We start from the raw sequence: 23,546 nt of genomic DNA on the forward strand, positions 1-23,546 counted from the left end.
GCGGCAGGGCTCAGTCCCAGTCGCTCCGCGAGCGGCGCTCGTCGCGGTCGTCCTGGTCGCGGCGGTTGCTGAACGCGGCGGCGAAGTTGACGCCGACGATGCCGGCCCAGCAGACGAGCAGTCCGGCGAAGCCGCCGCTGTGCGGGTCGCCGGCGATCGCCGTCAGCGGGATGCCGAGGGCCAGCGAGACGACCGCCATCCTGGTGCCGGAGCTGCCCCGGCTCCAGGCGCGGCGGCCGCGCGGGCGGTCGTGGTGGCCCCGGTAGGAGGGCCCGTAGTCGTCCATCCGGTCGGCCACGGCGTTCTCGACCCGGGCGTCCAGCCGGGAGTCGAGGCGCTTCATGAAGGAGTCGACCAGCTCGTCCTCGTACTCCTTGCCCAGCTCCTTGCGGGCCTGGAGGGCGGCGTGGAGGTCGCGGCGAAGTTCGTCCTGGCGGGTGTCCATGCCACCAGGGTGGGGCCGGAGGCGGGCCCGGTCCATCCGTCGGCGGGCAGAATCCGGGCGGGCTCAGGGTGAAATCAGGGTCACCCCGAGACACCGCGTCCGACTGCCGGGGCGTCTCGCCGGGCGTCCCGCCGTACGAGACGTTTTTGCCAGGAGGGGCGCGCTGCTGCACAGTCGTCGTCCGAACCGCTCGCATCAGGAGGTACCGCGCTGATGACCGCCACCGACGAGGCCGGCACCGTCGGGCCCTCCGCCCGCCTGCTCCAGCTGTTCGAGGGCCACCGGCTGACGCCCACCCAGCGCCGGATCGCGCACTCGCTCGTCCGGCACGCCACCGAGGCGCCGTTCCTGTCGAGCGTCGAGGTCGCCGAGCTCGCCGGGGTCAGCCAGCCCTCCGTCACCCGCTTCGCCGTCGCGCTCGGCTACGACGGCTACCCGGCGCTGCGCAGGCAGCTGCGCGAACTCGGCGCGGGCGAGCCGTCCGCGCCCGAGACCCCGCACGAGGCGGTGCGCAACGAGCACCAGCAGGCCGTGCTCGCCGAGATCGAGCACCTGCGCCACCTCGCCGAACTCCTCGCCGACCCCGAGCCGATCCTGCGCGCCGCCCGGCTGCTCGCCGCCTCCCGCCCGCTGCCCGTCCTCGGCCTGCGGGCCGCCTCGGCGCAGGCGCGCGGCTTCGCGTACTTCGCCGGCAAGGTGCACCCGGACGTCCGGCTGCTCGACGAGGGCGGCAGCATGCTCGCCGACCGGCTGGAGCAGGCCACCGCGGCCGGGGCGACGGCGCTGCTCTGCTTCGCACTGCCGCGCTACCCGAGGGAGCTGATGGACGCGCTGGCGGTGGCCCGGGACTGCGGGCTGACGGTGCTCACCGTCGCCGACAGCGCCTTCGCCCCCGTCGCGAAGCTGTCCGACCTGATGCTCCCGGCGGCCGTCGGCACCGGGCTGGTCTTCGACACCGCCTGCGCGCCGATGATGCTCGGCCGCGTTCTGCTGCAGGGCATGTGCGACGAACTCCCGGGCGCGGAGGCCCGGTTGGAGGCGATCGAGCAGTCGGCGGCGGCGCGCGGACTGTTCCTGGAGTAGCCCTGAAGCAGGGGCGGGGGAGTACTCGTCACAAACCCGGGCATCCCCTACAGCAGGGGGTGCCGCCCATGCGCGTGATCCATGAGATGAAGTTCGTCGCCCGCCTCGCCTCGGGTGTCGACGAATGGTCCTGCCCCACCTGCGGTCGCCGCGTCACCCTGCGGCGGCTGCCCGAACCCGAACTGACCGTCCTCGACCCGGGCGACGACTCCGCCGTCCACGTCGGGGTCATCGAACCCGACGCCCACCAGGCCGCCGCGACGGCCGAGAAGTACGGCCTGGGGCCGGTCCAGAGCGTTCCCCGCCCGCCGTCCCCGTCGTCCCCGCCCGCGCCGTCCCCGTCCGCGCCGGACGCGGCCGACCGCCGGTGGCTCGCCGAGATCGGCATCGACTGGGACGGTGACGCGGCGGCGTGACGTCCGCCTGCCCGAAGCGCCTGTCCGGGACTGCCCGGGCGGGCGCTCCGGCGTGCCCCGGGCGTGCCCGTCGGCACCCTTCACGCGTGTCCGGAGGCGGGTTCAGGTCATCGCTGATCGGATGGCTCCAGGTCTGGTCGAAGGCCGAATGTTTGGATATATTCAGCCGAACCAATCCTGAATGAATTCATCCGCAGGGAGGCCGGGACATGGTGCAGCAGGTGAGTGGGCCGCGCGAGGTACGAGCGGCGCGAGGCACGGGGCTGACGACGCAGGGCTGGCAGCAGGAGGCGGCCCTGCGGATGCTCATGAACAACCTCGACCCCGAGGTGGCCGAGCACCCGTCGAAGCTCGTCGTCTACGGCGGCACCGGCAAGGCGGCGCGTGACTGGCGCTCCTTCGACGCCATGGTCAGGACGCTGCAGGGGCTCAAGCAGGACGAGACCATGCTCGTCCAGTCCGGCCGCCCCGTCGGCGTGATGCAGACCCACGAGTGGGCGCCGCGCGTGCTGATCGCCAACTCCAACCTCGTCGGCGACTGGGCCAACTGGGAGGAGTTCCGCCGCCTGGAGAGCCTCGGGCTCACCATGTACGGCCAGATGACCGCCGGCTCCTGGATCTACATCGGCACCCAGGGCATCCTCCAGGGCACGTACGAGACCTTCGCGGCCGTCGCCAACAAGCGCTTCAACGGCACGCTGGAGGGCACCATCACCCTCACCGCCGGCCTCGGCGGCATGGGCGGCGCCCAGCCGCTGGCCGTCACCATGAACGGCGGCGTGGCGATCTGCATCGACTGCGACCCGTCCCGCATCTCCCGCCGCATCGAGCACCGCTACCTGGACGTCGAGGCCAAGGACCTCAGCCACGCGCTGGAGCTGGCCGTGGAGGCCCGCGACAAGCGCCGGCCGCTCTCCATCGGCCTGCTGGGCAACGCCGCCGAGCTCCTCCCGCAGCTGCTCGCGATGGACGCCCCGATCGACATCGTCACCGACCAGACCAGCGCCCACGACCCGCTGGCCTACCTGCCCGTCGGCGTCGAGTTCGACGACATGGCGGACTACGCGGCCGCCAAGCCCGCCGAGTTCACCCAGCGCTCCCGCGAGTCGATGGCTCGCCACGTCGAGGCCATGGTCGGCTTCCTGGACCGCGGCGCCGAGGTCTTCGACTACGGCAACTCCATCCGCGGCGAGGCCCAACTGGCCGGATACGACCGCGCGTTCGCCTTCCCCGGCTTCGTCCCCGCGTACATCCGCCCGCTGTTCTGCGAGGGCAAGGGCCCGTTCCGCTGGGCCGCCCTCTCGGGGGACCCGCAGGACATCGCCAAGACCGACAAGGCCGTCCTCGACCTCTTCCCGGAGAACGAGTCGCTCGCCCGCTGGATCAAGATGGCCCAGGAGAAGGTGCACTTCCAGGGCCTGCCCGCGCGCATCTGCTGGCTCGGCTACGGCGAGCGCGACAAGGCCGGTGAGCGCTTCAACGACATGGTCGCCTCCGGCGAGCTGTCCGCGCCGATCGTCATCGGCCGCGACCACCTCGACTGCGGCTCCGTCGCCTCCCCGTACCGCGAGACCGAGGCCATGCTCGACGGCTCGGACGCCATCGCCGACTGGCCGCTGCTCAACGCCATGGTCAACGTGGCCTCCGGCGCCTCGTGGGTGTCCATCCACCACGGCGGCGGCGTCGGCATCGGCCGCTCGATCCACGCCGGCCAGGTCACGGTCGCGGACGGTACGGCGCTGGCGGGCGAGAAGATCCGCCGGGTGCTCACCAACGACCCCGGCATGGGCGTCATCCGGCACGTGGACGCCGGGTACGACCGGGCCGTCGAGGTCGCCGACGAGCGCGGCGTGCGCGTGCCGATGGGTGAGCTGTGAGTTCGAGCTTCCACGAGATGTGGGCGGAGCTGCTCCCCGTGGGCCGCTCCGCCACCTCCGGCGGCTACCGCCGCTTCGCCTGGAACTCCGCCGACGCCGAGTGCCGCGCCTGGTTCGAGCAGCAGGCCCGCGACCGCGGCCTGACGTACGAGCTGGACCGCAACGGCAACCAGTGGGCCTGGCTCGGCGATCCGACCGCGCCCGGCGCCGTCGTCACCGGCTCGCACCTGGACTCCGTCCCGGACGGCGGCGCCTTCGACGGCCCGCTCGGCGTCGTCTCCTCCTTCGCCGCCCTGGACGAACTGCGAAGCCGCGGCGCCGCCTTCGACAAGCCCCTGGCGATCGTCAACTTCGGCGACGAGGAGGGCGCCCGCTTCGGCGTGGCCTGCATCGGCTCCCGCCTCACCTCCGGCTTCCTCAGCCGCGAGCAGGCGTACGAGCTGCGCGACGCGGACGGCCTGCGGCTGCCCGACGCCATGGAGAAGGCCGGCTACGACCCGACCGCGATCGGCGCGGACGAGGAGCGCCTCTCCCGGATCGGCGCCTTCGTCGAACTCCACGTCGAGCAGGGCCGCCACCTCACCGAGGAGCACCCCGTCGGCGTGGCCAGCGCCATCTGGCCCCACGGCCGCTGGCGGTTCGACTTCCACGGCGAGGCCAACCACGCGGGCACCACCCGCATCGAGGACCGCCGCGACCCGATGCTGACCTTCGCCACCACCGTCCTCGCCGCCCGCAAGAAGGCGCGGCTCGCGGGCGCGCTGGCGACCTTCGGCAAGGTCGCCGTCGAGCCCAACGGCACCAACGCGATCGCCTCCCTCGTGCGCGGCTGGCTGGACTCCCGCGCGGCGGACGAGGCCACCCTCACCGACCTCGTCGCCGCGATCGAGCAGGCCGCCGCCGAGCGCGGCGACCGCGACGGCGTCCGCGTCGAGCTGACCCGCGAGTCCTACACCCCGGTGGTGGACTTCGACGGCCCGCTGCGCGACCGCCTCGCCAAGCTGCTCGACGCCCCGGTGCTGCCCACCGGAGCCGGACACGACGCGGGCATCCTCGCCTCGCAGATCCCGACCGCCATGCTGTTCGTGCGCAACCCCACCGGCGTCTCGCACTCCCCGGCCGAACACGCCGAGGAGGCCGACTGCCTCGCCGGGGTCGCCGCCCTCGCCGACGTACTGGAGGACCTGGCGTGCCGCTGAACCCGCAGGTGACGTACTGGGCCGAGCACGCCTGGCTGCCGGGCGCCAACGGCCCGGCCGTCGAGCGCGAGGTGCTGATCGCCGTCGGGCCCGGGGGCCGGATCGCCGGTGTCACCGCCGACTCCGGGCCCTGCCCGCCCGGCGCCGTCCGGCTGGAGGGGCTGGCGCTGCCGGGCCAGGCGAACGCCCACTCCCACGCCTTCCACCGGGCGCTGCGCGGGCACGTCCAGGTCGGCTCGGGGACGTTCTGGACGTGGCGGGACACCATGTACCGCTTCGCCGGGCTGCTCGACCCCGACTCGTACCTGGAGCTGGCCACCGCCGTCTACGCGGAGATGGCGCTCGCCGGGATCACGGCCGTCGGCGAATTCCACTACCTGCACCACGCTCCCGGTGGAGTCCGGTACGAGGACCCCAACGCGATGGGCGAGGCGCTCATCGAGGCCGCCGCCCGGGCCGGCATCCGCATCACGCTGCTGGACACCTGCTACCTGTCCTCCGGCTTCGGCGCCGAACCGACGCACGCGCAGCAGCGGTTCAGCGACGGCGACGCCGAGGCCTGGGCCGTACGGGCGGAGGCGCTCAAGCCGCGCGAACACGCGCGGATCGGCGCCGCCATCCACTCCGTACGGGCCGTCCCGGCCGAGCAGTTGGGCACCGTCGCGCGGTGGGCGCGGGAGCGGGAGGCGCCGCTGCACGTCCACCTGTCCGAGCAGACGGCCGAGAACGACGCCTGCCTCGCCGCGCACGGCGTCACCCCGACCCGGCTGCTCGCCGACCACGGCGCGCTCGGGCCCCGGACGTCGGCCGTGCACGCCACGCACCTCACGGAGGAGGACGTCCGGCTGCTGGCCTCCTCGGGGACCACCATCTGCATGTGCCCCACGACCGAACGGGACCTCGCGGACGGCATCGGCCCGGCGCGGGCGCTCGCCTCGGCCGGGTGCCCGATCTCGCTGGGCAGCGACAGCCACGCCGTGATCGACCCGTGGGAGGAGGCGCGGGCGCTGGAACTGGACGAGCGGCTGCGCACCCGGACGCGCGGGCACTGGACGGCGAACGCGCTGCTGCGGGCCGGCGGCGAGGACGGGCACGCCTCGATCGGCTGGCCGGAGGCCGGGCGGATCGAGGCGGGGGCGCTCGCCGACTTCACGGTGATCGCGCTCGACACCGTGCGCACGGCGGGGCCGCCGGCGCGGCTGGGCGCGGAGATCGCCGTCTTCGCGGCCTCGGCGGCGGACGTACGGCACGTGGTGGTCGGCGGGCGGCAGGTCGTCCGGGACGGGGCGCACCTGCTGGTGGGCGACGTTCCGGGGGCGCTTGCGGCGTCGATCGGCGCGCTGAGCAGCTGACGTGTTGACTCCTCCTAGGAAGGCGCTGTCTTGAGCACCAAGACCACCGTGACCACCGTGATTACGGGCATCGGCAGCCTGGTCACCAACGATCCCGGGCTCGGCACCGGGCCGCTCGGTCTGCTGACGGACGCGGCCGTGGTGGTCGAGGGCGACCGCGTCGCCTGGGTCGGCCCGGCTGCGCAGGCCCCGGCGGCGGACGAGCGGTTCGACGCCGAGGGGCGGGCGCTGCTGCCCGGTTTCGTGGACTCGCACGCGCACCTGGTGTTCGCGGGCGACCGTACGGCCGAGTTCAACGCCCGGATGTCCGGGCAGGCCTACTCGGCGGGCGGCATCCGCACGACGGTGGCGGCCACGCGAGCCGCTTCGGACGCCGAACTGGACGCCAACCTCGCCCGGTTCGTGCGGGAGGCGCTGCGGCAGGGCACGACGACGATCGAGTGCAAGTCCGGCTACGGGCTGACGGTCGAGGACGAGGCGCGGGCCCTTCGGATCGCCGCTGCGCACACCCCGGAGACGACGTACCTGGGCGCGCACGTCGTCGCGCCCGAGTACGCCGAGGACCCGGCGGGGTACGTCGACCTGGTCACCGGCGAGATGCTCGACGCCTGTGCGCCGCACGCGCGTTGGGTGGACGTGTTCTGCGAGAAGGGCGCCTTCGACGGCGACCAGGCCCGCGCCGTGTTGACCGCCGGAATCGAGCGCGGCCTCACCCCGAGGGTGCACGCCAACCAGCTCACGTACGGCCCCGGCGTACAGCTCGCGGTGGAGCTGGGCGCCGCCTCGGCGGACCACTGCACCCACCTGACGGACGAGGACGTGGCCGCTCTGGCGGGTTCCGGCACCGTCGCCACCCTGCTGCCTGGAGCGGAGTTCTCCACCCGCGCCGAGTACCCGAGCGGCCGCCGTCTCCTGGACGCGGGGGCCGTGGTGGCGCTGTCCACCGACTGCAACCCCGGTTCCAGCTTCACCAGCTCCATGGCCTTCTGCATCGCGGTCGCGGTACGGGAGATGGGCATGACCCCCGACGAGGCCATCTGGGCGGCGACGGCAGGCGGCGCCCACGCCCTCCGCCGCACCGATGTCGGGAGCATCACCGTCGGCGCCCGCGCCGACCTGCTGCTGCTCGACGCCCCCTCCCACGTCCACCTGGCCTACCGCCCGGGCGTCCCCCTCACGGCCGCCGTCTGGCGCGCGGGGGTCCGCGAGGTCTGAGCCCCGGATCAACGTCGCCCCGTCGAGCCGGTGCTCGACGGGGCGACGTTCAGGGCTGCGGCCGTCCCGGACGAGGGGACGGTCGTCCGGCGGCTACGCCGCGAGCGATGCGGCGTCGCCCATCGCGATCACCGGGTGCCGGGCCGGGTCGAGGGTGTGCAGCAACTCCTTCATGTGGTCGGCGCTGAGGCTGACGCAGGCGTGGGTCGGTCCGCCGTGGTCCACGTGGACCCAGATGCCGCCGCCCCGGTCGGTGCCCAGCGGCTTGGTCCGGTCGAGCGGGGAGGTCCCGGGGACGCGGTTGTAGTTGATCGCGACCACGTAGTCGAAGGCGCCGGCCAGCGGTTCGCCGTTGAATCCCTGCCCGCTGACGGTGAAGCTGTTCGAGCGGCTGTAGGGCAGCAGGCTCTCGGGCGCGGGCAGCCGGCCGCCCGCGTCGGTGAGGCCGAAGACGCCGACGGGGGAGCGGTGGTCGTTCAGGCGGTGGTCGGCGGTCCAGCCGTCGTGGCCGTTGTGGGCGGCCCAGGTCGCCCCGGGCTGCCAGCCCGCCTCCGAGCGCTGGTAGAGGACGGCGGTGGCGGTCGAGGAGTCCCGGCCCGAGCCGGTGACCAGAAGCACCTGCCCGCTGTCCGCCGGTATCGCGGTGAGGAAGTGCGGTCCGAGGCCGACGAGCCGGCCCGGGGCGGGGGCGGCGGTCGTGGCGGTGGAGGTGGGAACCGCCTGGTCCGCCGCCGGCACCGGGCGGGCGGCCCGGGTGGCGTCGGTGTCCGGGGACGGGGCGGCGGTCCGGCCGGCCGGGTTCCCCAGCCGGACGCTGTGGGCCCCGAGCTGGCTGCACCCGGTGAGCGCGGTCAGGGCCAGGAGGATCGCGCCTGCGGTGAGACGGCGTGAAGAGGACATGCTTCAGCCCTTTCGGAGCCGGGGAGGGTGTCGGAGGGGGCGCGGCCGGGCTCAGCCCGGGAAGTGGCCGGGCTCAGCCCGGGAAGTGGCCGGGCTCAGCCCGGGAAGTGGCCGAGGCTGACCGATGCCGCGATGCCCCTGGCCTGGGCGAGCGTCGACTCAGCGGTGCCGTTCAGGCAGACGGACAGCACGAACCGGGGCTCCGGGCCCCGCTGCCCGGTCGGGATGCTGCCCGCCAGTTCGCGGGTGCCGCCGACACCTCGGCAGGCGGCCGACGGGGCGGTCTCGGTGAGCGTCAGGGCGTCGGCTGCGGGGAGCTGCCCGGACGTCGGCAGGGTCTGGAAGACGACCAGCCCCCCGCCCGGGCGCAGGTGGTTGAGCAGTGGGCAGTACGGGGCGTTGAAGTCCGTCGGCTTCGGGCAGGCCGCCTCGCTCGTCGGCAGCGGTTCGGTGGTGGCGAAGGCGACCGGCTCCGCCGTCCCGATCGCCGACCCGGCGGAGTCGTGCCACCCGGGCGGCAGCCGGTACTCCAGCCCGGCGACTGCCGGGACCCGGATCTCCGTCCACGGGGTCGGGTTGCCCGCGGCGGGGGCGAGCGCGGCCGGCGGCGGCGCGAGCGCCGGGGTGCCGGACGAGGTGGCCAGCACGAACGCCGTCACCGCGGCAGCGGCTGCCGACCCGACGGTGACGGCGGCCCGTTGCCGCCGTCGCCGCACCACGCGCTGCCGGAGCCGGAGCATCCGCTGCTCGGGAGCGGGCAGCCTGGGCACCGTCAGCTCCAGGAACAGGCGCATGGCCGCCTCCTCGCCGCCCGGGGGCCGGTCCGGATCGGGCCGCTGGTCAGCTCCGTACATGCCGGTCACCGCCCCAGGCCGGTTCGTTCACCGGCAGTCGGCTCTGCAGCGTGCGCAGTGCCCGGGACGCCTGGCTCTTCACCGTGCCGGTGCTGCAGCCGAGCGTCACGGCGACCTCCTCCACGCTCAGGTCCTCGAAGTAGCGCAGCACCACCACGGCTCGCTGCCGCGCGGGCAGCCGCCGCACCGCCGCCGCCAGCGACTGCTCCAGGTCGACCGCCGCGAACGGGTCCCCGCCCGCCGCGCGCTCCGGCAGCTCGCCGTGCGGCAGCTCGCCGCGCCAGCGGCGGCGCCACCAAGAGGCGTGCGTGTTCACCAGCGCCTTCCGGACGTACGCCTCCGGATGGTTGTCCGCCAGCCGGTGCCACTTCGGCCACACCTTGGCGAGGACCGTCTGCAGCAGGTCCTCCGCCAGGTGCGGGTCGCCGGTCAGCAGCCAGGCCACCCGGATCAGACGAGGCCCGCACCCGACCACGAACTCCTCGAAATCCGGAGCCGGGTCCGTCACCGTCGTGTCCTTGCCATCGTGTTCCTGTTCCTGTCGTGTCTCCCACATCCGGTGGAACCGGCTGCGGGCCGGATCAGGTTGTCACGAATTCCGGACGCATCTGTTCCGGTCCGGCGGGCCCCGTGGAGTCCGCCCCGCCGCCGGGCGGTCAGGCGCCGAGGCGGACTCCGGGGCGGTCGCGAAGGCCACCGGGATCTCGTACGTCGGGGAGGTCGTCGTCCACCCCCAGCCCACCGGCTCCGGCTACATCACGGCGCACACGCACACGTACGACTCGGGCAAGCTGCCCATCGAGCCGGCTGACGGGCGGACCCACACCCTCGACCTCGACGAGCCGGCACGGCCCGAGACCGACGCCCGCTGAGCGTGTTGTCATTCGGGGCCTGAGCGAACGATGCCCTCGAAGCGGTTTGCTTCGAGGGCATCGTCGTGCCGGGTGACGCCGGTGGCGCAGCGGACGGTCACCCCTCCCGCGAGTCGGCGAGCAGGTGACGTACGTGACCCGGCGAACGCGCACACCTGAACCGGCTCTGCCCGGTACGCCGGGGTCCGGCCGCTCCGGTGCGGTCAGCCGCCGCTCTTGCGACGGAAGTTGCGCTTGCCGCCCGCTGCGGCGTGCGCGCCGTGGATCTTGGAATCGCCGCTCGGACCGCCGGCCGTGCTCCCGCCCTTGGCGCCGTGCTTGCGCTCCAGCGCAGCGAGGAACTGGGCCTTGACGTCGTCCTGGGGGGCGGCTGCGGGAACCTCGGCGGTCGGGCCGGCCTCCGGCTTCTCGGGGTTCTCGGGTGACGCGCCGTCGCTGCTCATACAGGACCTCCTGGGGGGTGGTGTCGGGCTGGTGCCCTCACGGGACACCATGTCATGCCCCGAAGCCGGCCCGGCCTACCAGGCTGTTCCGAGGGCCTCCCACGTCCCGCGAGTCGTTGCCGGGGTGGCGGGAACTGCGCTCGGCGTCATCCGCTCACGGCGGCGGGCTGGCTGGTCTGGCATTCGCGAGGGACGAGCCCCCGGCCACGTCCATGGTCGTGCTGGTCAGCCGAAGGGCAGGACCTGGGTGCTGCCGCCGGCCAGGATGCGCTGGTACTCGGTCTTGCCGTTGAGCGGGCGGTAGTTGAGCACCGGGTCGCCGGCCCGGACGAGGGCGGTCGCGCATCCGAGGCACCAGGGCCGTGGCGGTTGTGCGTCGAGGTCCTCGATCACCGCAGGAGCGGAGCACTGCGTACAAGCCGCCATCGGTTCCTCCGTGGGGCAGGGGCGGCGTCCGAGCCGGAGATCGGGCAGGGGGCTGAGGTGGTCGGCCCGCGCCAGCAGCGTACTGCGCGCGGGAGTTCGCAGAGTGCACCTGCTTCTCCTGATATCCAAAGGCGGATCGGCTACTTCTCGTCGCCTCGTCGAGCCGGTGCTCGACGGGGCGACGTGCTCAGGTGCTGGTGTGGTGGTCGAACTCGCCTGCCTGCGTGCTCTGGAGGAGGTCGGCGAACTCGCGGCGGGTGGTGTGGATGATGGTGTCGGCGTCGTCGGACTCGCGGAGTTCGATCGTTCCTTCGAGTGCGCGTACCTCGACGCAGTTGTTGTTCGCTTCGCTGAAGCTGGACTTCTGCCATGCGGATCTGTCCATCACTGCCACGCCCTCTCTTCTTCTTCCGGCGGCCTCTTGCTTCCCGCAAGAGGCCTCCGGAATGCCCTAGCTCCCCTGGAGGCTGTACGCGGCCGAGGTGCCCAGGCCTCGAGGCTTCCATGGGGATCCTGTCGTTGTCTGGCCGAAGCGGCCGGTCAGCTCGTGCCAGCGGTATGACCCCGCCAGGGCCTCTTGCAGTCCTTCGACGAATCCAACTGCCCTGGGCGGTACGGCAGCCGGGGACGCGGCCAGGGTGTCGACCCTCGCGGTCAGCAGGGCGTTGACGATGTCCGTGGACTCGCGCGGATCCAGCCCGAGGGTCTTGCCGGCCACCTCCACGCCGTTGTTGGCGACGGTGCCCTCGTCGACTTCCCGGTCGTAGGACACGATGTCGTTGTGCAGGCTGACGCCGTCCACGAAGGCGTCCATGGCGGTGCGGAAGGCCCTGTTGCGGTAGATGTCCGCAGGGAGTTCGCCCAAGCCGTGCTCCATGAGCACGACAGTGAACTGCAGGCCGCCGAAGTCGCGGCGGGCGCCCAGGTATTCGATCAGGTCGGTCACGGCGTGGTCGACGTGCTCCAGTTCCCACAGCACGCCGTCGAGGAAGCGCCGCACGCTGCTGATGAAGCGGTCGCGCCAGGCCAGGGTCATGGTCGCGGCTGTGCCGGTCCACAGGTCGGCGAAGGCGCGCTCGACGGGGTTCGTCGGATTCAGGGGGCGGGGCAGGCCGTCCAGTGGCAGGAACTGCATCAGCCTGTCCACCTGGGCTTCGGCGGAGGCCTGGTCGTGGTCGCGGCGGAAGAGGGGGAGGAAGAGGTCATCGACGAACCAGAGGGCGACGTGCCAGGCCGTTGTCAGGTCCAACTCGTCGGCGTCGGCGTCCGGGTGGGTTAACGCGATGAAGAGGGGGAAGTCGGCTGCGTCGAAGGTCTTTTCGCTCCACCTGTGCGGCCACTCCAGGCATTCCTCGTCGAACATGCCCATCTGGCGGGCCCAGGCCTTGACGTTGGTGCGGGCCTGATCGACGTGCGGATTGAGACGGGAGTGGAACGGCATGTGGAACTGCAGCTGCGGAAAGGATCCCATGCGCGGACGATGCCCGGCCCAATCATGGCCATGCCGGGGTTCACTCGAAGGCGTTGGGTGGAGTGCTTTGGGGAGTGGCGAGTCGGCGCTTTCCCTACGCTGCACCGCCATGGCCCTTTGCCCGGCGGCCTCTTGCTTCCCGCAAGAGGCCGCCGGAACGATTCGCTCAGGTGGTGGCGTGGCGGTCGAACTCGCCTTCTTGCGCGCCCTGGAGAAGTTCGGCGAACTTGTGGCGGGTGGTGCGGACGATGACGTCACCCTCGTCGGACTCGCGGAACTCGATCAGTCCATCGAACGTCCGCACTTCGATGCAGTTGTTGTTGTTGGCGGTGTAGCTGGATGTCTGCCACTCGGACCTATTCATACCTGTTGGTCATTTCTTTCGTGATGGAGCGGATGTAGTCCCGGGATTCACTCTCCGGGAGGGCCACGGCCTCGATGCGCCCAAAGATCGCCCGATAGCTCGCCAGTTGGGCAGGGGCATCGAAGATGTGGGAGCCATGCGATGAGTCAGCCTGGACCGTGTCCAGCTCTGGTACCGGCCCTTCCGCATATACGAAGCTCTCGCTGGGGCCCGGGAAGTCGGCGGTGTCGAACGGTACAACCCTTACGGAGACGCCTGGGAGTTCGGAGTCCCTGGCGAGGGAGTCGAGTTGCTCCCTCATGACTGTGGGGCCGCCGTACTGGATTCTGAGCGCAGCCTCGTGGACCAGCGCCAGGTAGGGCGTTTCACCTGACCGAACGATCTGCTGCCTGAGCAGTCGGAAGTCCACCCTGTGTTCCGCCTCGTGATCGGGAAGGGGTGGATAGCCCGTCGCGAACACGGCGGTCGCATAGGAACGGGTCTGAAGCAGCCCGGGGATGATGGCGAGCGTGAAGGCAGAGAGCCGCCGTGCGTGGCCATCGATCTCAGCCACGTCGATCGTGTCCGCGCCGATGGCGCCGCGATGGGGCTCCCACCACCCCTTCGTTCGTTCCCCGGCCATGGCGGCGAGGGCGTCGATGAGTGGCTGGTTGTCACACTTGCAGGCCGCAGCAACGATGCGGAGCCGCTCGGGGCTGACTCCGATCTTCGCGGTCTCCATTTGGGTCATCTGCCCGGGGCTGATGCCGAGTTCCCGGGCGAGCTGAGAGCCGCCGAGGCCGGCTTGCTCGCGCATTCTCCGCAGCTCGGCGCCCAGTCGACGCTGACGGAGAGTCGGGGTTGAGCGAACAGCCATGTCGTCCTCTCTGCGGGTCGTGAAGCCAGTCTGCCGCGCTCGTGCGGCGGGGGTCCATCCGGGCTCTGAACCACGAAAGAGGGAACTTCTCCACTTGCGCCTAAAATTTCGAGCCCTCTGCGCTATCGTCGTTCTCGGCTCGATCCGACGGATCGTCAACAACGCCTGTTTTCACGGCAGTAGGCGCCTGCTGCCCGCGCGCCGAAGAGCAACCAGCCCCACCCTGGCCTGGCTCACGGCTGCCCACCCCTCCCACACCACAGCCTCACGGAGGTTCCCGTGTGCACCCGTAACACCCCCTCCCTCACCCTCTCCCGGCAGGCCCTCCGGGACGTCCTCACCCGCAACGGCTGGGACCCGGACACCATCTTCAACGCCGAACTCGCCCTGGTGGAGCTCATCTCCAACGCCTGGCGCCACGGCGACACCCCCTCGCCCGTGGTCTGGTTCTCCCTCGTCGGCGCCACCCTCCGGGTCGCCGTCTTCGACGAGTCCGACGTCGTCCCCCAGCTCCAAACCTCCTCCCACCTCGCCGAGAACGGCCGGGGGCTCCAGCTCGTCGACGGCCTCACCCACCGGTGGGGCGTCGACCCGCAGAAGAGCGGCAAGACCACCTGGTACGAGCTGGACGCCGCCGCATGACCAACACCCCCGTCCCGCCGATCGACCCCGGCAACCGCGACTGCACCGGCCGCCAAATCATGGAACTCCTGGGCGAGTTGCACAGGCGTGGCCTGCAGCACGGGCTCCTCTGGGGCTCTGCCTCGCCCGGTGAGAAGACGATCGACGGCTACACCCTGGTCAACTTCGGCAACGCGCCGCTGAGCACCCTGCTCAACCTCGTCCACCTCCTCCGCGACCTGGATCTGGACGATCCCTGCTACCCGTGAGGTTCTTCGTCGGCGCGGCCCTCGTCGCGCTCCTCTTCCTCGCGCTCGCCACCGTGGCCCTCGGCGTCGTCGCCACCCTCAAGATGCCCCGCCCCGACGACCACGACGAGGAGCGGCACTGAAACACGCGAAGGCCCTCGCCCACCCCGGGCGAGGGCCTCGCGGGTGGGCCAGCAGGTTCGCCGACGTTGGGTCGGCGAGGCGGACGGTGATTTCTCTGTGCTCGGAGAATATTCGGGAATCGATGCTCCCAGCCCAGCGAGTTCCGGGCATCCTGATCCAGCCTGTCCGACTGCGAGGGGAGCGGCTGTGAGCCGACGACTGCGGTACATCGGAAGCAACTCGGGGAACAATGGATGCCCGACGCTCTACGAAGACGTGGAGACCAGGGAATTGCTGGTGCAGGGCGACGCGGTGACCGACCCCGACGAGGTGGCCCAGCTCCGCAACGTCAAGCCCGGTGAAGGGTTCGTCATCGTGCCGCGTGTGCTCCTCGCGGACTTCTCGCCGCGCGACGTGGAGCGCGAACCCGTCCTGATCAGCTTTGACGAGTTCGACGAGATGTTCGAGACCTTCGAGCACACGGCCTTCCGGCTGGAGACCCGTCGTCGGTACCGCTCGGACGAGCGGACGGAGACCTACCGCCGGTTCGTCGCCGGGCAGGCAGCCGGCTGGGACCTGGACGACGGCTGGTGCCGTTCGCGACGTGAGCATGTGGCTCTCGGCAAGCGGTTCGAGCGGGTGAGGATCATGGACAACCCGCCCACCCCGGGGCAGCGGTACCTGCTCGACAACGCCGAGCGGAACAGTGCGGTCGGCGAGGACATCCGGTACCTCTGGCGTGCTGACGCCGACCGGCTGGGCCTTCCGGGCGAGGACGCCTGGCTGTTCGACTCGCGCGTGATCGCGCTGCTGCACTTCGACGCGGACGACGATCTGACCACCGTGGAGTTGGTTACCGACCCGGTTCAGGTGGCTCGTGCCTGCCAGGTGCGGGACGCTGCTTGGCACTTCGCGACACCGCACCGGGCATTCGGCGCTGAGGTACCGTCCGGCGTGTGAGCACCGACTTCCAACAGGCTCGAATCGCCCTCGGCCTGCGGCTTCGTGAGCTGCGGGCCGAGGGCGGCCTCACAGGTCGGGAACTGGCCGGCCTGCTGGGCTGGACGCAATCCAAGGTCAGCAAGCTGGAGACTGGTCGACAGACAGCGACTCTGGACGACCTCGAGGCTTGGGCTGAGGGTGTTGGCCAGCCCAAGGCCAAATCTGAACTTGCGGCCAGGCTAAGGGCGTTCGAATCGCAGTCCCGGTCCTGGCGGCGACAGCTCGCAGCCGGGCACAGGCCGGTGCAGGACAGGCTCACTGTCGAGTACGAGCGTTCGACCGTCATGCGTGCTTGGGAAGGCTCCATGATCGTCGGCATGCTCCAGACGGCCGACTACGCAAGGCATGTGTTCAGCGCGTACGCGGACCTTCACCGGTCGCCGCGCGACGTCGAGGACGCCGTGCGATCCCGTATCCGGCGGCAGGAGAGCCTGTATCAGCCGGGTAAGCAGTACCACATCCTCATGTGGGAGGCCGCGCTCCGGGCCCGAGTCTGTCCGGCAGTCGTGCTGGCGGCACAGCTTGATCGGCTCGGCGGCGTGATCGGGCTGGACACCGTCCGGCTGGGCATCGTGCCGTTCGATGCTCCGCTCAACCTGCCCCCAGCCAACGGTTTTTGGTTATACGACGAGCGACTTGTCATTGCCGAGGACTGGCATGCCGAACTCTGGCTGGACCAGCCGGAGAGCGTGGCGCTGTACCTGCGCGTGTGGGAGGAGTTGGCCACGGCAGCCGTCTACGGACCGGACGCCCACAGAGTCATCGCGCGGTGTCGCGGGGCGCTCGGAACGCCTTGAGAATCCCCGCGATCCTCGGCTCCCAGCACTGGAATATGCGCGAATCGCGTGCGCAGTCGGGCCTGTTGGGCGCCTAGCGTGCTGGTCACCTGTCCTGGCCAGTCCGAGGGAGTGGCCCGTACGGCACCGATCGGCGCCCCAGAGCGCCCCTGCGCGAGGAGACACCAGTATGACCAGGCCCCCGAAGCCCCCGCCCCCGCCGAAGCCGCTGCCCCCGCCTACGCCGCCCGGTCCCGGGCCGATGCTTCCGGCGGCCACCGGAACTCCACTCGCCAGCTGATCTACCAGAAGGGCGGCCTCGCCTCAACGTGCGGACGGAGCCGCCCTTTTGGGCATTGCCAGAACACACCCGCAGGAGGGAACGCACATGGGAAAGCACGGCGGAGGATCGGGCGGCGACGGCCCCGGCAAGGCCGGTGGGGGCAGCGGCGGGGGCCACTCCGGCAAGCTCGACACTGCACCGCACGACGGTCGGCGAGACGCGCCACCCACCAACCTGCCCAAGCCGTCCAAGCCGTAAGGGAAGCCATGACGTGGGACAAGCTGACCGACGCGCTCCGGGCGTCCGGGGCGCTGTCGGCCGACTGGGAGAAGACGTTCCGCACGACCCCGCGCGATCTGTTCACCCCGGATCGGATCCTGTCCGAGGATGAGTGGATCGATCGCGCCGAACGAGCCGATCACTGGGCCGAGTTGGTCACCTCGGACCTGGCCCTTGTGACGCAGGTCTACGACAGGACCGAAACGCCGTCCTCGTCCAGCTCCATGCCCACCGTCGTCGCGCAGATGCTCCGGCACCTGGACGTGGCCGAAGGGATGCGGGTGCTGGAGGTGGGTATCGGCACCGGGTGGACAGCGGGCTTGCTGTCCCGCCAGATCGGCGCCGGGAACGTGACCAGTATCGAGGTCGACCCGGACCTTGCCGACCGGGCCCGCTGTCGGCTGCACGCCGTAGGCCTGCGGCCTACGGTCATCGCTGGTGACGGCACGCTCGGCCACCCCGAGGGCGCCCCGTTCGACCGGGTGCACTTCACGGCGGCCGTCCAGCGGCTGCCCGCGGCGATCATCGCGCAGACGGCCCCCGGCGGGATCATCCTGGTGCCCTACGGCACGCCGTTCTGCAACGGCGCGCTGCTGCGGCTTACCGTGGCCGAGGACGGGCGGTCGGCGAGCGGCCCGTTCGTCGAGGGCGTCTCGTTCATGTGGGTGCGCGACCAGCACCCAGACAGCGGCGAGTTCGACATCGAGGACGTCCGGCACAGCGCGTCCGGGATCGACCCCGCCGACGTGGCCGAGCAGACCCACGCCGCCTTCGCCGTCGGCCTGCGGCTCCCGGACCTCTACCGCCAGAACGTGTGGGCCGGCTACGACCGGTTCGGCACCGGCCGGGTCGAGGTCTGGGACGGCGTGTCCTACGCCCACTGCCGCTTCGCCGACTGGGACGGACGGCACGCGGTGTCGCAGTCCGGCCCGCGGAACCTCTGGGACGAGGTCGAGGCCGCCTGGCACTGGTGGGCCGACCAGGGCCGCCCCGGCTTCGACCGGTTCGGCCTGACGGTCGGACCCGAGGGCCACGCCCTGTGGCTGGACGAGCCGGAGAACCCGGTGCCGTCGCGAGGCTGATCGGCCAACAAGAAGTCAGCCCGAACGCTCAGTTGCTCGAAGCCTTCTCCGAGGCCCTCGCCCACCCCGGGCGAGGGCCTCGCGGGTGTCGGTCGGCTCGGGGGGACCCGGGGCAACCCGAATCTATTGACAGGTCTGGACCATTCGGAGTTGAGTCACTGCGGGCTCCCTGCCCTGCCCCGTCCTTACCCCCACAAGGAGTGGCATTGAACAAGCAGAAGATCGCCGTGCTGCTGAGCGGCGCGCTCACCGCCGCCGGCCTGGCCGTCATGGTCCCCACCGCCTCGACGGCCGCCACGGCCTGCGCGGCGCCGTACGCGGCGTCGCAGGTGTACACGGGTGGCACGTCCGCCTCGTACAACGGTCACAACTGGAACGCCAAGTGGTGGACCCAGGGCGAGACCCCGAGCACCGGCGGCTCGGGAGTCTGGTCCGACCAGGGCGCCTGCGGCGGTGGCGGCGACCCCTCGCCGAGCCCGACCGGCACCGCGCCGTCCTGTGACCACCCCGTCTGGGTGGCCGGTACCCAGTACGTCACCGGCGCGGTCGTGAAGTACGCGCCCAACGGCCAGTACTACGTCGCCACCCACGACAACCCGGGCTACGACCCCACCGTCTCCACCTGGTACTGGAGCCCGTACACCTGCACCGGCGGCTCCAGCCCCACCCCCAGCCCGACCACTACCACCACCCCCAACCCGGGCGGGTTCGTGGTCTCCGAGGCCCAGTTCAACCAGATGTTCCCGAACCGGAACAGCTTCTACACGTACTCCGGCCTGGTCACGGCCCTGAGCGCCTACCCGGCGTTCGCCAACAGCGGCTCGGACACCGTGAAGAGGCAGGAGGCCGCCGCCTTCCTCGCCAACATCAACCACGAGACCGGCGGGCTGGTCTACGTCGTCGAGCAGAACACCGCCAACTACCCGCACTACTGCGACTCCACGCAGCCCTACGGCTGCCCGGCCGGCCAGGCCGCGTACTACGGCCGCGGCCCGATCCAGCTCAGCTGGAACTTCAACTACAAGGCCGCGGGCGACGCGTTGGGCATCGACCTGCTGAACAACCCGAACCTGGTGCAGACCGACGCCGCCGTCGCCTGGAAGACCGGCATCTGGTACTGGATGACCCAGAACGGCCCGGGCACCATGACCCCGCACAACGCCATGGTCAACGGCGCCGGCTTCGGCGAGACCATCCGCTCCATCAACGGCTCGCTCGAGTGCAACGGCGGCAACCCCGCCCAGGTGCAGTCCCGGGTCAACGCGTACACCACGTTCGCCTCGATCCTGGGCGTCCCCACCGGCTCCAACCTGAGCTGCTGACCAGCGGCGCACACCACCGGTAGGCACGTGCCGCGTTCCCGGGCCCGCCCGGGAACGCGACCGGGGCCGTCGCGGATCTCAGGAATCCGTGACGGCCCCGGGGCCGGGTGGGGCGGGTGTCAGTGCACGTCGCCCATGAGCTTCACGACGCGCTTGCGGTACATCCACAGGGCGAAGCCGGCGACGATGGCCATGGCGCCCTGGAAGGCGAAGTACCAGGTGCTGCCGACGACCTTGTCACCGAGGACGAGGCTGAAGATCGCGGCCACGCAGTCGCCGGCGGTGACGGCGAGGAACCAGACGCCGACCATCTGGCTGGCGTACTTGGCGGGGGCCAGCTTGGTGGTGACGGAGAGGCCGACGGGGGAGAGGGTCAGCTCACCGACCGTCTGGACGAGGTAGACCGTCGCCAGCCAGAGCGGGGTGACCTTGGCGTCGCCGGAGGCGGCGGCCATGGCCAGCATCATGATCATGAAGGAGGCGCCGACCATCACCAGGCCGAAGGCGAACTTCACGGTGGTGCTGGGGTTCTTGTTCTTGCGGGCCAGCGCGACCCAGAGCCAGGCGAAGACCGGGGCCAGGATCATGATGTACAGCGGGTTGAGCGACTGGAACCAGCTCGACGGGAAGTCGAAGCCGAACAGCGTCGAGGAGGTGTGGTCCTTGGCGAAGACGCTCAGCGTGGAGCCGGACTGGTCGTAGATCATCCAGAACACGGCCGCGGCCACGAAGAACCAGATGTAGCCGCTCATCTTGGACTTGTCGTCCGCGGTGAGGTCCTTGTCCCGCTTGACCTTGGCGAACACGAACACCGGGATGGTCAGACCGGCGATGGACAGCGGCCAGAGCGCCCAGTCGATGGTGAAGTGCCCGGTGCCGACGACGACGCCGTAGAAGACGACGGCGATGGCGAGCCACATGCCGGCCTGCTTGAAGACGCGGCGCTTCTCCTCCGGGGTGATCGGGGAGTTCACGACGCTGCTGCGCGGGCTGACGTGGCGGGTGCCCAGCAGGAACTGGAGCAGGCCGAGGGCCATGCCGACGCCGGCGAGGGCGAAGCCCAGGTGCCAGTTCACGTTCTGGCCCACGGTGCCGATGACCAGCGGGGCCAGGAAGGCACCGATGTTCACGCCCATGTAGAAGATCGTGAAGCCGCCGTCACGACGCGGGTCGTTGGGCCCGTCGTAGAGGTGGCCGACCATCGTGGAGATGTTGGCCTTGAGCAGGCCCGAGCCGACGGCGATCGGGACGAGGCCGGCGAAGAACGTCACGGTGGACGGGATCGCCAGCATGAAGTGGCCGACCATGATGATCGTGCCGCCCAGCGCGACGGTCTTGCGCGCGCCGAGGAAGCGGTCGGCGATCCAGCCGCCCGGGAGGGCCAGCAGGTAGACCATGGCCGTGTAGACGCTGTACACCGCGGTCGCGGTGGCCAGCTGGATCTCCAGGCCGCCCTTCACGTGCTCGGTGGTCATGTAGAGGACCAGCAGGGCGCGCATGCCGTAGTAGCTGAAGCGCTCCCACATCTCGCTCATGAAGAGCGTGGCGAGCCCCCGGGGGTGCCCGAGGAAGGTCTTGCCGCCGGGAGGGGCCGACTGAACGCCGGCTTCCAGGGTCGTAGACGCCATGAGTAGTGGTTCCTTGCCTGACAGCGTCCGCCTAGGGGGGTGCGGCGGACGTGGACTCGGACCACTCTACGTGGCGATATTTGGCGTTATCAGATGACAAAAGCCATGAATCAGGTATGGCGATGGCAAAGTCGAGAGCCGATCTTCCCGATCTATCCATGGTAGACGGGTCAATCTTCCTTAGGATTCAAGTTCCGAGGCGGCATTATTCGCCGAACGGCCGGTCGGCAACGCTGCGTTGACCCTCGGAGTGCCGTTGTATAACGATCACGCTCTGTGAACTACCTCACAGGGCGTCCGGGCATACCCCGGCGGACTACCATCACCACATGACCTGTGTGCTTCTCGCCGAGGACGATCCGGCGATCTCCGAACCCCTCGCCCGGGCCCTGCGACGCGAGGGCTATGAGGTGCTCGTCCGCGAGGACGGTCCGACCGCACTGGCCGCCGGCCTCACCGAGGAGGTCGACCTCGTCGTCCTGGACCTCGGCCTGCCCGAGATGGACGGCCTGGAGGTCTGCCGCCGGCTGCGCGCGGACGGCAAGAGCTGCCCCGTGCTGGTGCTCACCGCCCGCGCCGACGAGGTGGACACCGTGGTCGGCCTGGACGCCGGCGCCGACGACTACGTCACCAAGCCCTTCCGCCTGGCCGAACTGCTCGCCCGCGTCCGGGCCCTGCTCCGGCGCGGCAACGTCGACCAGCTCACCACCGGCGCGCACGGGGTGAAGATCGACATCGAGTCCCACCGCGCCTGGCTCGGCGAGGAGGAGCTGACCCTCTCCGCCAAGGAGTTCGAGCTGCTGCGCGTCCTCGTCCGCGACGCCGGCCGGGTGGTCACCCGCGAGGAGATCATGCGCCAGGTCTGGGACACCACCTGGTGGACCTCCACCAAGACCCTCGACATGCACATCTCCTGGCTGCGCAAGAAGCTCGGCGACGACGCGGCCAACCCGCGCTACATCGCCACGGTGCGCGGCGTGGGCTTCCGGTTCGAGAAGAATTAGCCCCCGCAGGGAGAACGGGCCGGGCGCCGGCCGTACGGAAGCACACCTCGGGGAGCGGCAGCGTGAAACGCCGGATGATCAACTCGCTGCTGGGCGTCGTCCTGGTGGTGGTCGTGGTGTTCTGCGTGCCGCTCGCCCTGGTCGAGAAGCGCACCATCGTCAACTCGGCCCGGGACCGGGTCGACGCGACGGCCGTCCGGGTGCTCGCCCTGGTCGAGAGCCGCATCAACGCCAACGAGGCGGTCAACGGCCACTCCTTCGAGAGCCAGGTCAACGAAGGCAGCTACGTCGAGGTGCAGCTGCCCGGCCAGGAGGTCGTCTCGGCCGGGGAGCGCCCGGCCGGGAGCCACGTGCTCAAGGCCGCCGAGCGCGGCAGCAGCGGCGCGATCGTCACCGTCGAGCAGTCCCGCGAGGACGTCGACCACGAGATCGCCAACATGCTGCTGCTGCTCGGCGTCGTCGCCCTGCTCGCCATCCAGGCGGCCGTCGCCCTCGCCGTTTGGCAGGCCAAGCGGCTCGCGCGCCCGCTCACCGACCTCGCCGAGACGGCCGAGCGGCTCGGCTCCGGCGACCCGCGCCCGCGCGACCGCCGGTACGGGGTTGCCGAGCTCGACCGGGTCGCCGAGGTGCTGGACACCAGCGCCGAGCGGATCGCCCGGATGCTCACCGCCGAACGACGGCTCGCCGCCGACGCCTCGCACCAGCTGCGCACCCCGCTCACCGCGCTGTCCATGCGGCTGGAGGAGATCACCGCCCTCGCCGAGGACCCGGAGACGGTCAAGGAGGAGGCGACCATCGCCCTCCAGCAGGTCGAGCGGCTCACCGACGTCGTCCAGCGGCTGCTCACCACCCAGCGGGATCCGCGCAGCCCCACGGCCGTCGCCTTCGACCTGGACGACGTGATCAAGCAGCAGGTGGAGGAGTGGGGCCCGACGCTGCGCGAGCAGGGCCGGGTGCTCTCCCTGGAGGGCCTGCACGACGTCACGGTGATCGGCACGCCGGGGACGGTCGCCCAGGTGCTGGCCACCCTGATCGAGAACTCGCTGATGCACGGCGCCGGGACGATCACCCTGCGGGTGCGGCCCTCCGGCACCTCGGTGGTGGTCGAGGTGCAGGACCAGGGGCCGGGCGTGCCGCCGGACCTCGGCAACCGGGTCTTCGAGCGGGCCGTCAGCGGCCGCAACTCCACCGGCATCGGCCTCGCCGTCGCCCGCGACCTCGCGGAGGCGGACGGCGGGCGGCTGGAGCTGCTGTCGTTGAAGCCGGCGGTGTTCGCGCTGTTCCTGGGGCGCAGCCACGACGACTAGGACCAATGCCGGTGACTTATGACTTAGGTCGTGTCCGTTCCGGCAATCGTGACGATTGCCGGAGCGGGTGGCGGCCAGTTGCGGTGTTCGGCCCGTTT

The 23,546-nt window shown here is 71.1% G+C and carries 26 protein-coding genes; 15 read left to right on the forward strand and 11 right to left on the reverse strand.

What is annotated here, in order from left to right:
• Positions 1-10: 10 nt before the first annotated feature.
• Positions 11-445: a hypothetical protein gene (locus ACIRRS_RS21520; protein ID WP_402972884.1), complete on the reverse strand. Its 435-nt coding sequence runs from the start codon at positions 443-445 to the stop codon at positions 11-13.
• A 213-nt stretch (positions 446-658) separates the two neighbouring features.
• Between ACIRRS_RS21520 and ACIRRS_RS21525 the strand changes: the two genes are divergently transcribed.
• The 6 genes from ACIRRS_RS21525 to hutI all read left to right on the forward strand — a co-directional run bounded on the left by ACIRRS_RS21525 (position 659) and on the right by hutI (position 7,587).
• The gene (locus ACIRRS_RS21525; protein ID WP_402972886.1) at positions 659-1,528 is read left to right on the forward strand and encodes a MurR/RpiR family transcriptional regulator; all 870 of its coding nucleotides are present in this window, start codon (positions 659-661) and stop codon (positions 1,526-1,528) included.
• Positions 1,529-1,596: 68 nt separating this feature from the next.
• Positions 1,597-1,944 carry a hypothetical protein gene (locus tag ACIRRS_RS21530; protein WP_402972888.1) on the forward strand — a complete coding sequence of 116 codons (348 nt, stop codon included), beginning with the start codon at positions 1,597-1,599 and terminating at the stop codon, positions 1,942-1,944.
• 221 nt (positions 1,945-2,165) lie between these two features.
• Entirely contained in the window at positions 2,166-3,821 is a 1,656-nt protein-coding gene (hutU, locus tag ACIRRS_RS21535; protein WP_402972946.1) for a urocanate hydratase, read from the forward strand.
• A 17-nt stretch (positions 3,822-3,838) separates the two neighbouring features.
• Positions 3,839-5,020, forward strand: coding sequence for an allantoate amidohydrolase (locus tag ACIRRS_RS21540; RefSeq protein ID WP_402972948.1), 1,182 nt, complete (start codon positions 3,839-3,841; stop codon positions 5,018-5,020).
• On the forward strand, positions 5,011-6,372 hold the full coding sequence (locus ACIRRS_RS21545; RefSeq protein ID WP_402972890.1) for a formimidoylglutamate deiminase: 1,362 nt from the start codon (positions 5,011-5,013) through the stop codon (positions 6,370-6,372). The genes ACIRRS_RS21540 and ACIRRS_RS21545 overlap by 10 nt, the downstream gene beginning before the upstream one ends.
• 30 nt (positions 6,373-6,402) lie before the next feature.
• Positions 6,403-7,587 (forward strand): imidazolonepropionase, encoded by a 1,185-nt coding sequence (hutI, locus tag ACIRRS_RS21550; RefSeq protein WP_402972892.1) that lies wholly within the window; start codon positions 6,403-6,405, stop codon positions 7,585-7,587.
• A gap of 93 nt (positions 7,588-7,680) precedes the next feature.
• On the opposite strand, the gene ACIRRS_RS21555 is transcribed toward hutI, so the two are convergent.
• The 9 genes from ACIRRS_RS21555 to ACIRRS_RS21595 form a co-directional block, all read right to left on the reverse strand.
• Entirely contained in the window at positions 7,681-8,487 is an 807-nt protein-coding gene (locus ACIRRS_RS21555; protein ID WP_402972894.1) for a hypothetical protein, read from the reverse strand.
• 95 nt (positions 8,488-8,582) lie between these two features.
• Entirely contained in the window at positions 8,583-9,341 is a 759-nt protein-coding gene (locus tag ACIRRS_RS21560) for a hypothetical protein (RefSeq protein ID WP_402972896.1), read from the reverse strand.
• Positions 9,328-9,849 (reverse strand): SigE family RNA polymerase sigma factor, encoded by a 522-nt coding sequence (locus ACIRRS_RS21565; protein WP_402972898.1) that lies wholly within the window; start codon positions 9,847-9,849, stop codon positions 9,328-9,330. Before ACIRRS_RS21565 ends, ACIRRS_RS21560 begins: the two co-directional genes overlap by 14 nt.
• A gap of 567 nt (positions 9,850-10,416) precedes the next feature.
• Positions 10,417-10,656: a DUF5302 domain-containing protein gene (locus tag ACIRRS_RS21570; RefSeq protein ID WP_402972900.1), complete on the reverse strand. Its 240-nt coding sequence runs from the start codon at positions 10,654-10,656 to the stop codon at positions 10,417-10,419.
• 225 nt (positions 10,657-10,881) lie between these two features.
• Positions 10,882-11,082 (reverse strand): hypothetical protein, encoded by a 201-nt coding sequence (locus ACIRRS_RS21575; RefSeq protein ID WP_402972901.1) that lies wholly within the window; start codon positions 11,080-11,082, stop codon positions 10,882-10,884.
• A 187-nt stretch (positions 11,083-11,269) separates the two neighbouring features.
• Positions 11,270-11,467, reverse strand: a complete 198-nt coding sequence (locus tag ACIRRS_RS21580; RefSeq protein ID WP_402972903.1) for a DUF397 domain-containing protein — start codon at positions 11,465-11,467, stop codon at positions 11,270-11,272.
• Positions 11,468-11,533: 66 nt separating this feature from the next.
• Entirely contained in the window at positions 11,534-12,553 is a 1,020-nt protein-coding gene (locus ACIRRS_RS21585; RefSeq protein WP_402972905.1) for a terpene synthase, read from the reverse strand.
• Between the two features lie 166 nt (positions 12,554-12,719).
• Complete coding sequence (locus ACIRRS_RS21590) at positions 12,720-12,917, reverse strand: DUF397 domain-containing protein (protein ID WP_402972907.1); 198 nt, start codon at positions 12,915-12,917, stop codon at positions 12,720-12,722.
• Complete coding sequence (locus tag ACIRRS_RS21595) at positions 12,910-13,773, reverse strand: helix-turn-helix domain-containing protein (RefSeq protein ID WP_402972909.1); 864 nt, start codon at positions 13,771-13,773, stop codon at positions 12,910-12,912. Before ACIRRS_RS21595 ends, ACIRRS_RS21590 begins: the two co-directional genes overlap by 8 nt.
• Positions 13,774-14,052: 279 nt before the next feature.
• Here ACIRRS_RS21595 and ACIRRS_RS21600 point away from each other — a divergent pair, with 279 nt between their 5' ends.
• The 7 genes from ACIRRS_RS21600 (at position 14,053) to ACIRRS_RS21630 (ending at position 19,509) form a co-directional block, all read left to right on the forward strand.
• Complete coding sequence (locus ACIRRS_RS21600; protein WP_402972911.1) at positions 14,053-14,415, forward strand: ATP-binding protein; 363 nt, start codon at positions 14,053-14,055, stop codon at positions 14,413-14,415.
• Positions 14,412-14,663: a hypothetical protein gene (locus ACIRRS_RS21605; RefSeq protein ID WP_402972913.1), complete on the forward strand. Its 252-nt coding sequence runs from the start codon at positions 14,412-14,414 to the stop codon at positions 14,661-14,663. The genes ACIRRS_RS21600 and ACIRRS_RS21605 overlap by 4 nt, the downstream gene beginning before the upstream one ends.
• Positions 14,660-14,785 carry a hypothetical protein gene (locus ACIRRS_RS21610; RefSeq protein ID WP_402972914.1) on the forward strand — a complete coding sequence of 42 codons (126 nt, stop codon included), beginning with the start codon at positions 14,660-14,662 and terminating at the stop codon, positions 14,783-14,785. The genes ACIRRS_RS21605 and ACIRRS_RS21610 overlap by 4 nt, the downstream gene beginning before the upstream one ends.
• 187 nt (positions 14,786-14,972) lie before the next feature.
• Entirely contained in the window at positions 14,973-15,725 is a 753-nt protein-coding gene (locus ACIRRS_RS21615) for a DUF6879 family protein (protein ID WP_402972916.1), read from the forward strand.
• Entirely contained in the window at positions 15,722-16,564 is an 843-nt protein-coding gene (locus ACIRRS_RS21620) for a helix-turn-helix domain-containing protein (protein ID WP_402972918.1), read from the forward strand. Before ACIRRS_RS21615 ends, ACIRRS_RS21620 begins: the two co-directional genes overlap by 4 nt.
• A gap of 528 nt (positions 16,565-17,092) precedes the next feature.
• On the forward strand, positions 17,093-18,187 hold the full coding sequence (locus tag ACIRRS_RS21625; RefSeq protein WP_402972920.1) for a protein-L-isoaspartate O-methyltransferase: 1,095 nt from the start codon (positions 17,093-17,095) through the stop codon (positions 18,185-18,187).
• Positions 18,188-18,393: 206 nt separating this feature from the next.
• Positions 18,394-19,509 (forward strand): glycoside hydrolase family 19 protein, encoded by a 1,116-nt coding sequence (locus tag ACIRRS_RS21630; protein WP_402972922.1) that lies wholly within the window; start codon positions 18,394-18,396, stop codon positions 19,507-19,509.
• Positions 19,510-19,628: 119 nt separating this feature from the next.
• On the opposite strand, the gene ACIRRS_RS21635 is transcribed toward ACIRRS_RS21630, so the two are convergent.
• Positions 19,629-21,137: a peptide MFS transporter gene (locus ACIRRS_RS21635; protein ID WP_402972924.1), complete on the reverse strand. Its 1,509-nt coding sequence runs from the start codon at positions 21,135-21,137 to the stop codon at positions 19,629-19,631.
• Positions 21,138-21,466: 329 nt separating this feature from the next.
• Here ACIRRS_RS21635 and ACIRRS_RS21640 point away from each other — a divergent pair, with 329 nt between their 5' ends.
• Positions 21,467-22,141, forward strand: coding sequence for a response regulator transcription factor (locus ACIRRS_RS21640; protein WP_030290974.1), 675 nt, complete (start codon positions 21,467-21,469; stop codon positions 22,139-22,141).
• Positions 22,142-22,203: 62 nt separating this feature from the next.
• Positions 22,204-23,448: an ATP-binding protein gene (locus ACIRRS_RS21645; RefSeq protein ID WP_402972926.1), complete on the forward strand. Its 1,245-nt coding sequence runs from the start codon at positions 22,204-22,206 to the stop codon at positions 23,446-23,448.
• The last annotated feature ends 98 nt before the right edge of the window (positions 23,449-23,546 follow it).

It is taken from the genome of Kitasatospora sp. NPDC101183 (assembly GCF_044767945.1).
In the GTDB taxonomy this organism is placed as follows: domain Bacteria; phylum Actinomycetota; class Actinomycetes; order Streptomycetales; family Streptomycetaceae; genus Kitasatospora.

What these genes read in the sequence shown, in the direction of transcription:
- ACIRRS_RS21520 (WP_402972884.1), bottom strand. Translation starts at nt 445, where the DNA reads ATGGACACCCGCCAGGACGAACTTCGCCGCGACCTCCACGCCGCCCTC.
- ACIRRS_RS21525 (WP_402972886.1), top strand. Translation starts at nt 659, where the DNA reads ATGACCGCCACCGACGAGGCCGGCACCGTCGGGCCCTCCGCCCGCCTG.
- ACIRRS_RS21530 (WP_402972888.1), top strand. Translation starts at nt 1,597, where the DNA reads ATGCGCGTGATCCATGAGATGAAGTTCGTCGCCCGCCTCGCCTCGGGT.
- ACIRRS_RS21540 (WP_402972948.1), top strand. Translation starts at nt 3,839, where the DNA reads ATGTGGGCGGAGCTGCTCCCCGTGGGCCGCTCCGCCACCTCCGGCGGC.
- ACIRRS_RS21555 (WP_402972894.1), bottom strand. Translation starts at nt 8,487, where the DNA reads ATGTCCTCTTCACGCCGTCTCACCGCAGGCGCGATCCTCCTGGCCCTG.
- ACIRRS_RS21560 (WP_402972896.1), bottom strand. Translation starts at nt 9,341, where the DNA reads ATGTACGGAGCTGACCAGCGGCCCGATCCGGACCGGCCCCCGGGCGGC.
- ACIRRS_RS21570 (WP_402972900.1), bottom strand. Translation starts at nt 10,656, where the DNA reads ATGAGCAGCGACGGCGCGTCACCCGAGAACCCCGAGAAGCCGGAGGCC.
- ACIRRS_RS21575 (WP_402972901.1), bottom strand. Translation starts at nt 11,082, where the DNA reads ATGGCGGCTTGTACGCAGTGCTCCGCTCCTGCGGTGATCGAGGACCTC.
- ACIRRS_RS21580 (WP_402972903.1), bottom strand. Translation starts at nt 11,467, where the DNA reads ATGGACAGATCCGCATGGCAGAAGTCCAGCTTCAGCGAAGCGAACAAC.
- ACIRRS_RS21585 (WP_402972905.1), bottom strand. Translation starts at nt 12,553, where the DNA reads ATGGGATCCTTTCCGCAGCTGCAGTTCCACATGCCGTTCCACTCCCGT.
- ACIRRS_RS21590 (WP_402972907.1), bottom strand. Translation starts at nt 12,917, where the DNA reads ATGAATAGGTCCGAGTGGCAGACATCCAGCTACACCGCCAACAACAAC.
- ACIRRS_RS21595 (WP_402972909.1), bottom strand. Translation starts at nt 13,773, where the DNA reads ATGGCTGTTCGCTCAACCCCGACTCTCCGTCAGCGTCGACTGGGCGCC.
- ACIRRS_RS21605 (WP_402972913.1), top strand. Translation starts at nt 14,412, where the DNA reads ATGACCAACACCCCCGTCCCGCCGATCGACCCCGGCAACCGCGACTGC.
- ACIRRS_RS21625 (WP_402972920.1), top strand. Translation starts at nt 17,093, where the DNA reads ATGACGTGGGACAAGCTGACCGACGCGCTCCGGGCGTCCGGGGCGCTG.
- ACIRRS_RS21635 (WP_402972924.1), bottom strand. Translation starts at nt 21,137, where the DNA reads ATGGCGTCTACGACCCTGGAAGCCGGCGTTCAGTCGGCCCCTCCCGGC.
- ACIRRS_RS21640 (WP_030290974.1), top strand. Translation starts at nt 21,467, where the DNA reads ATGACCTGTGTGCTTCTCGCCGAGGACGATCCGGCGATCTCCGAACCC.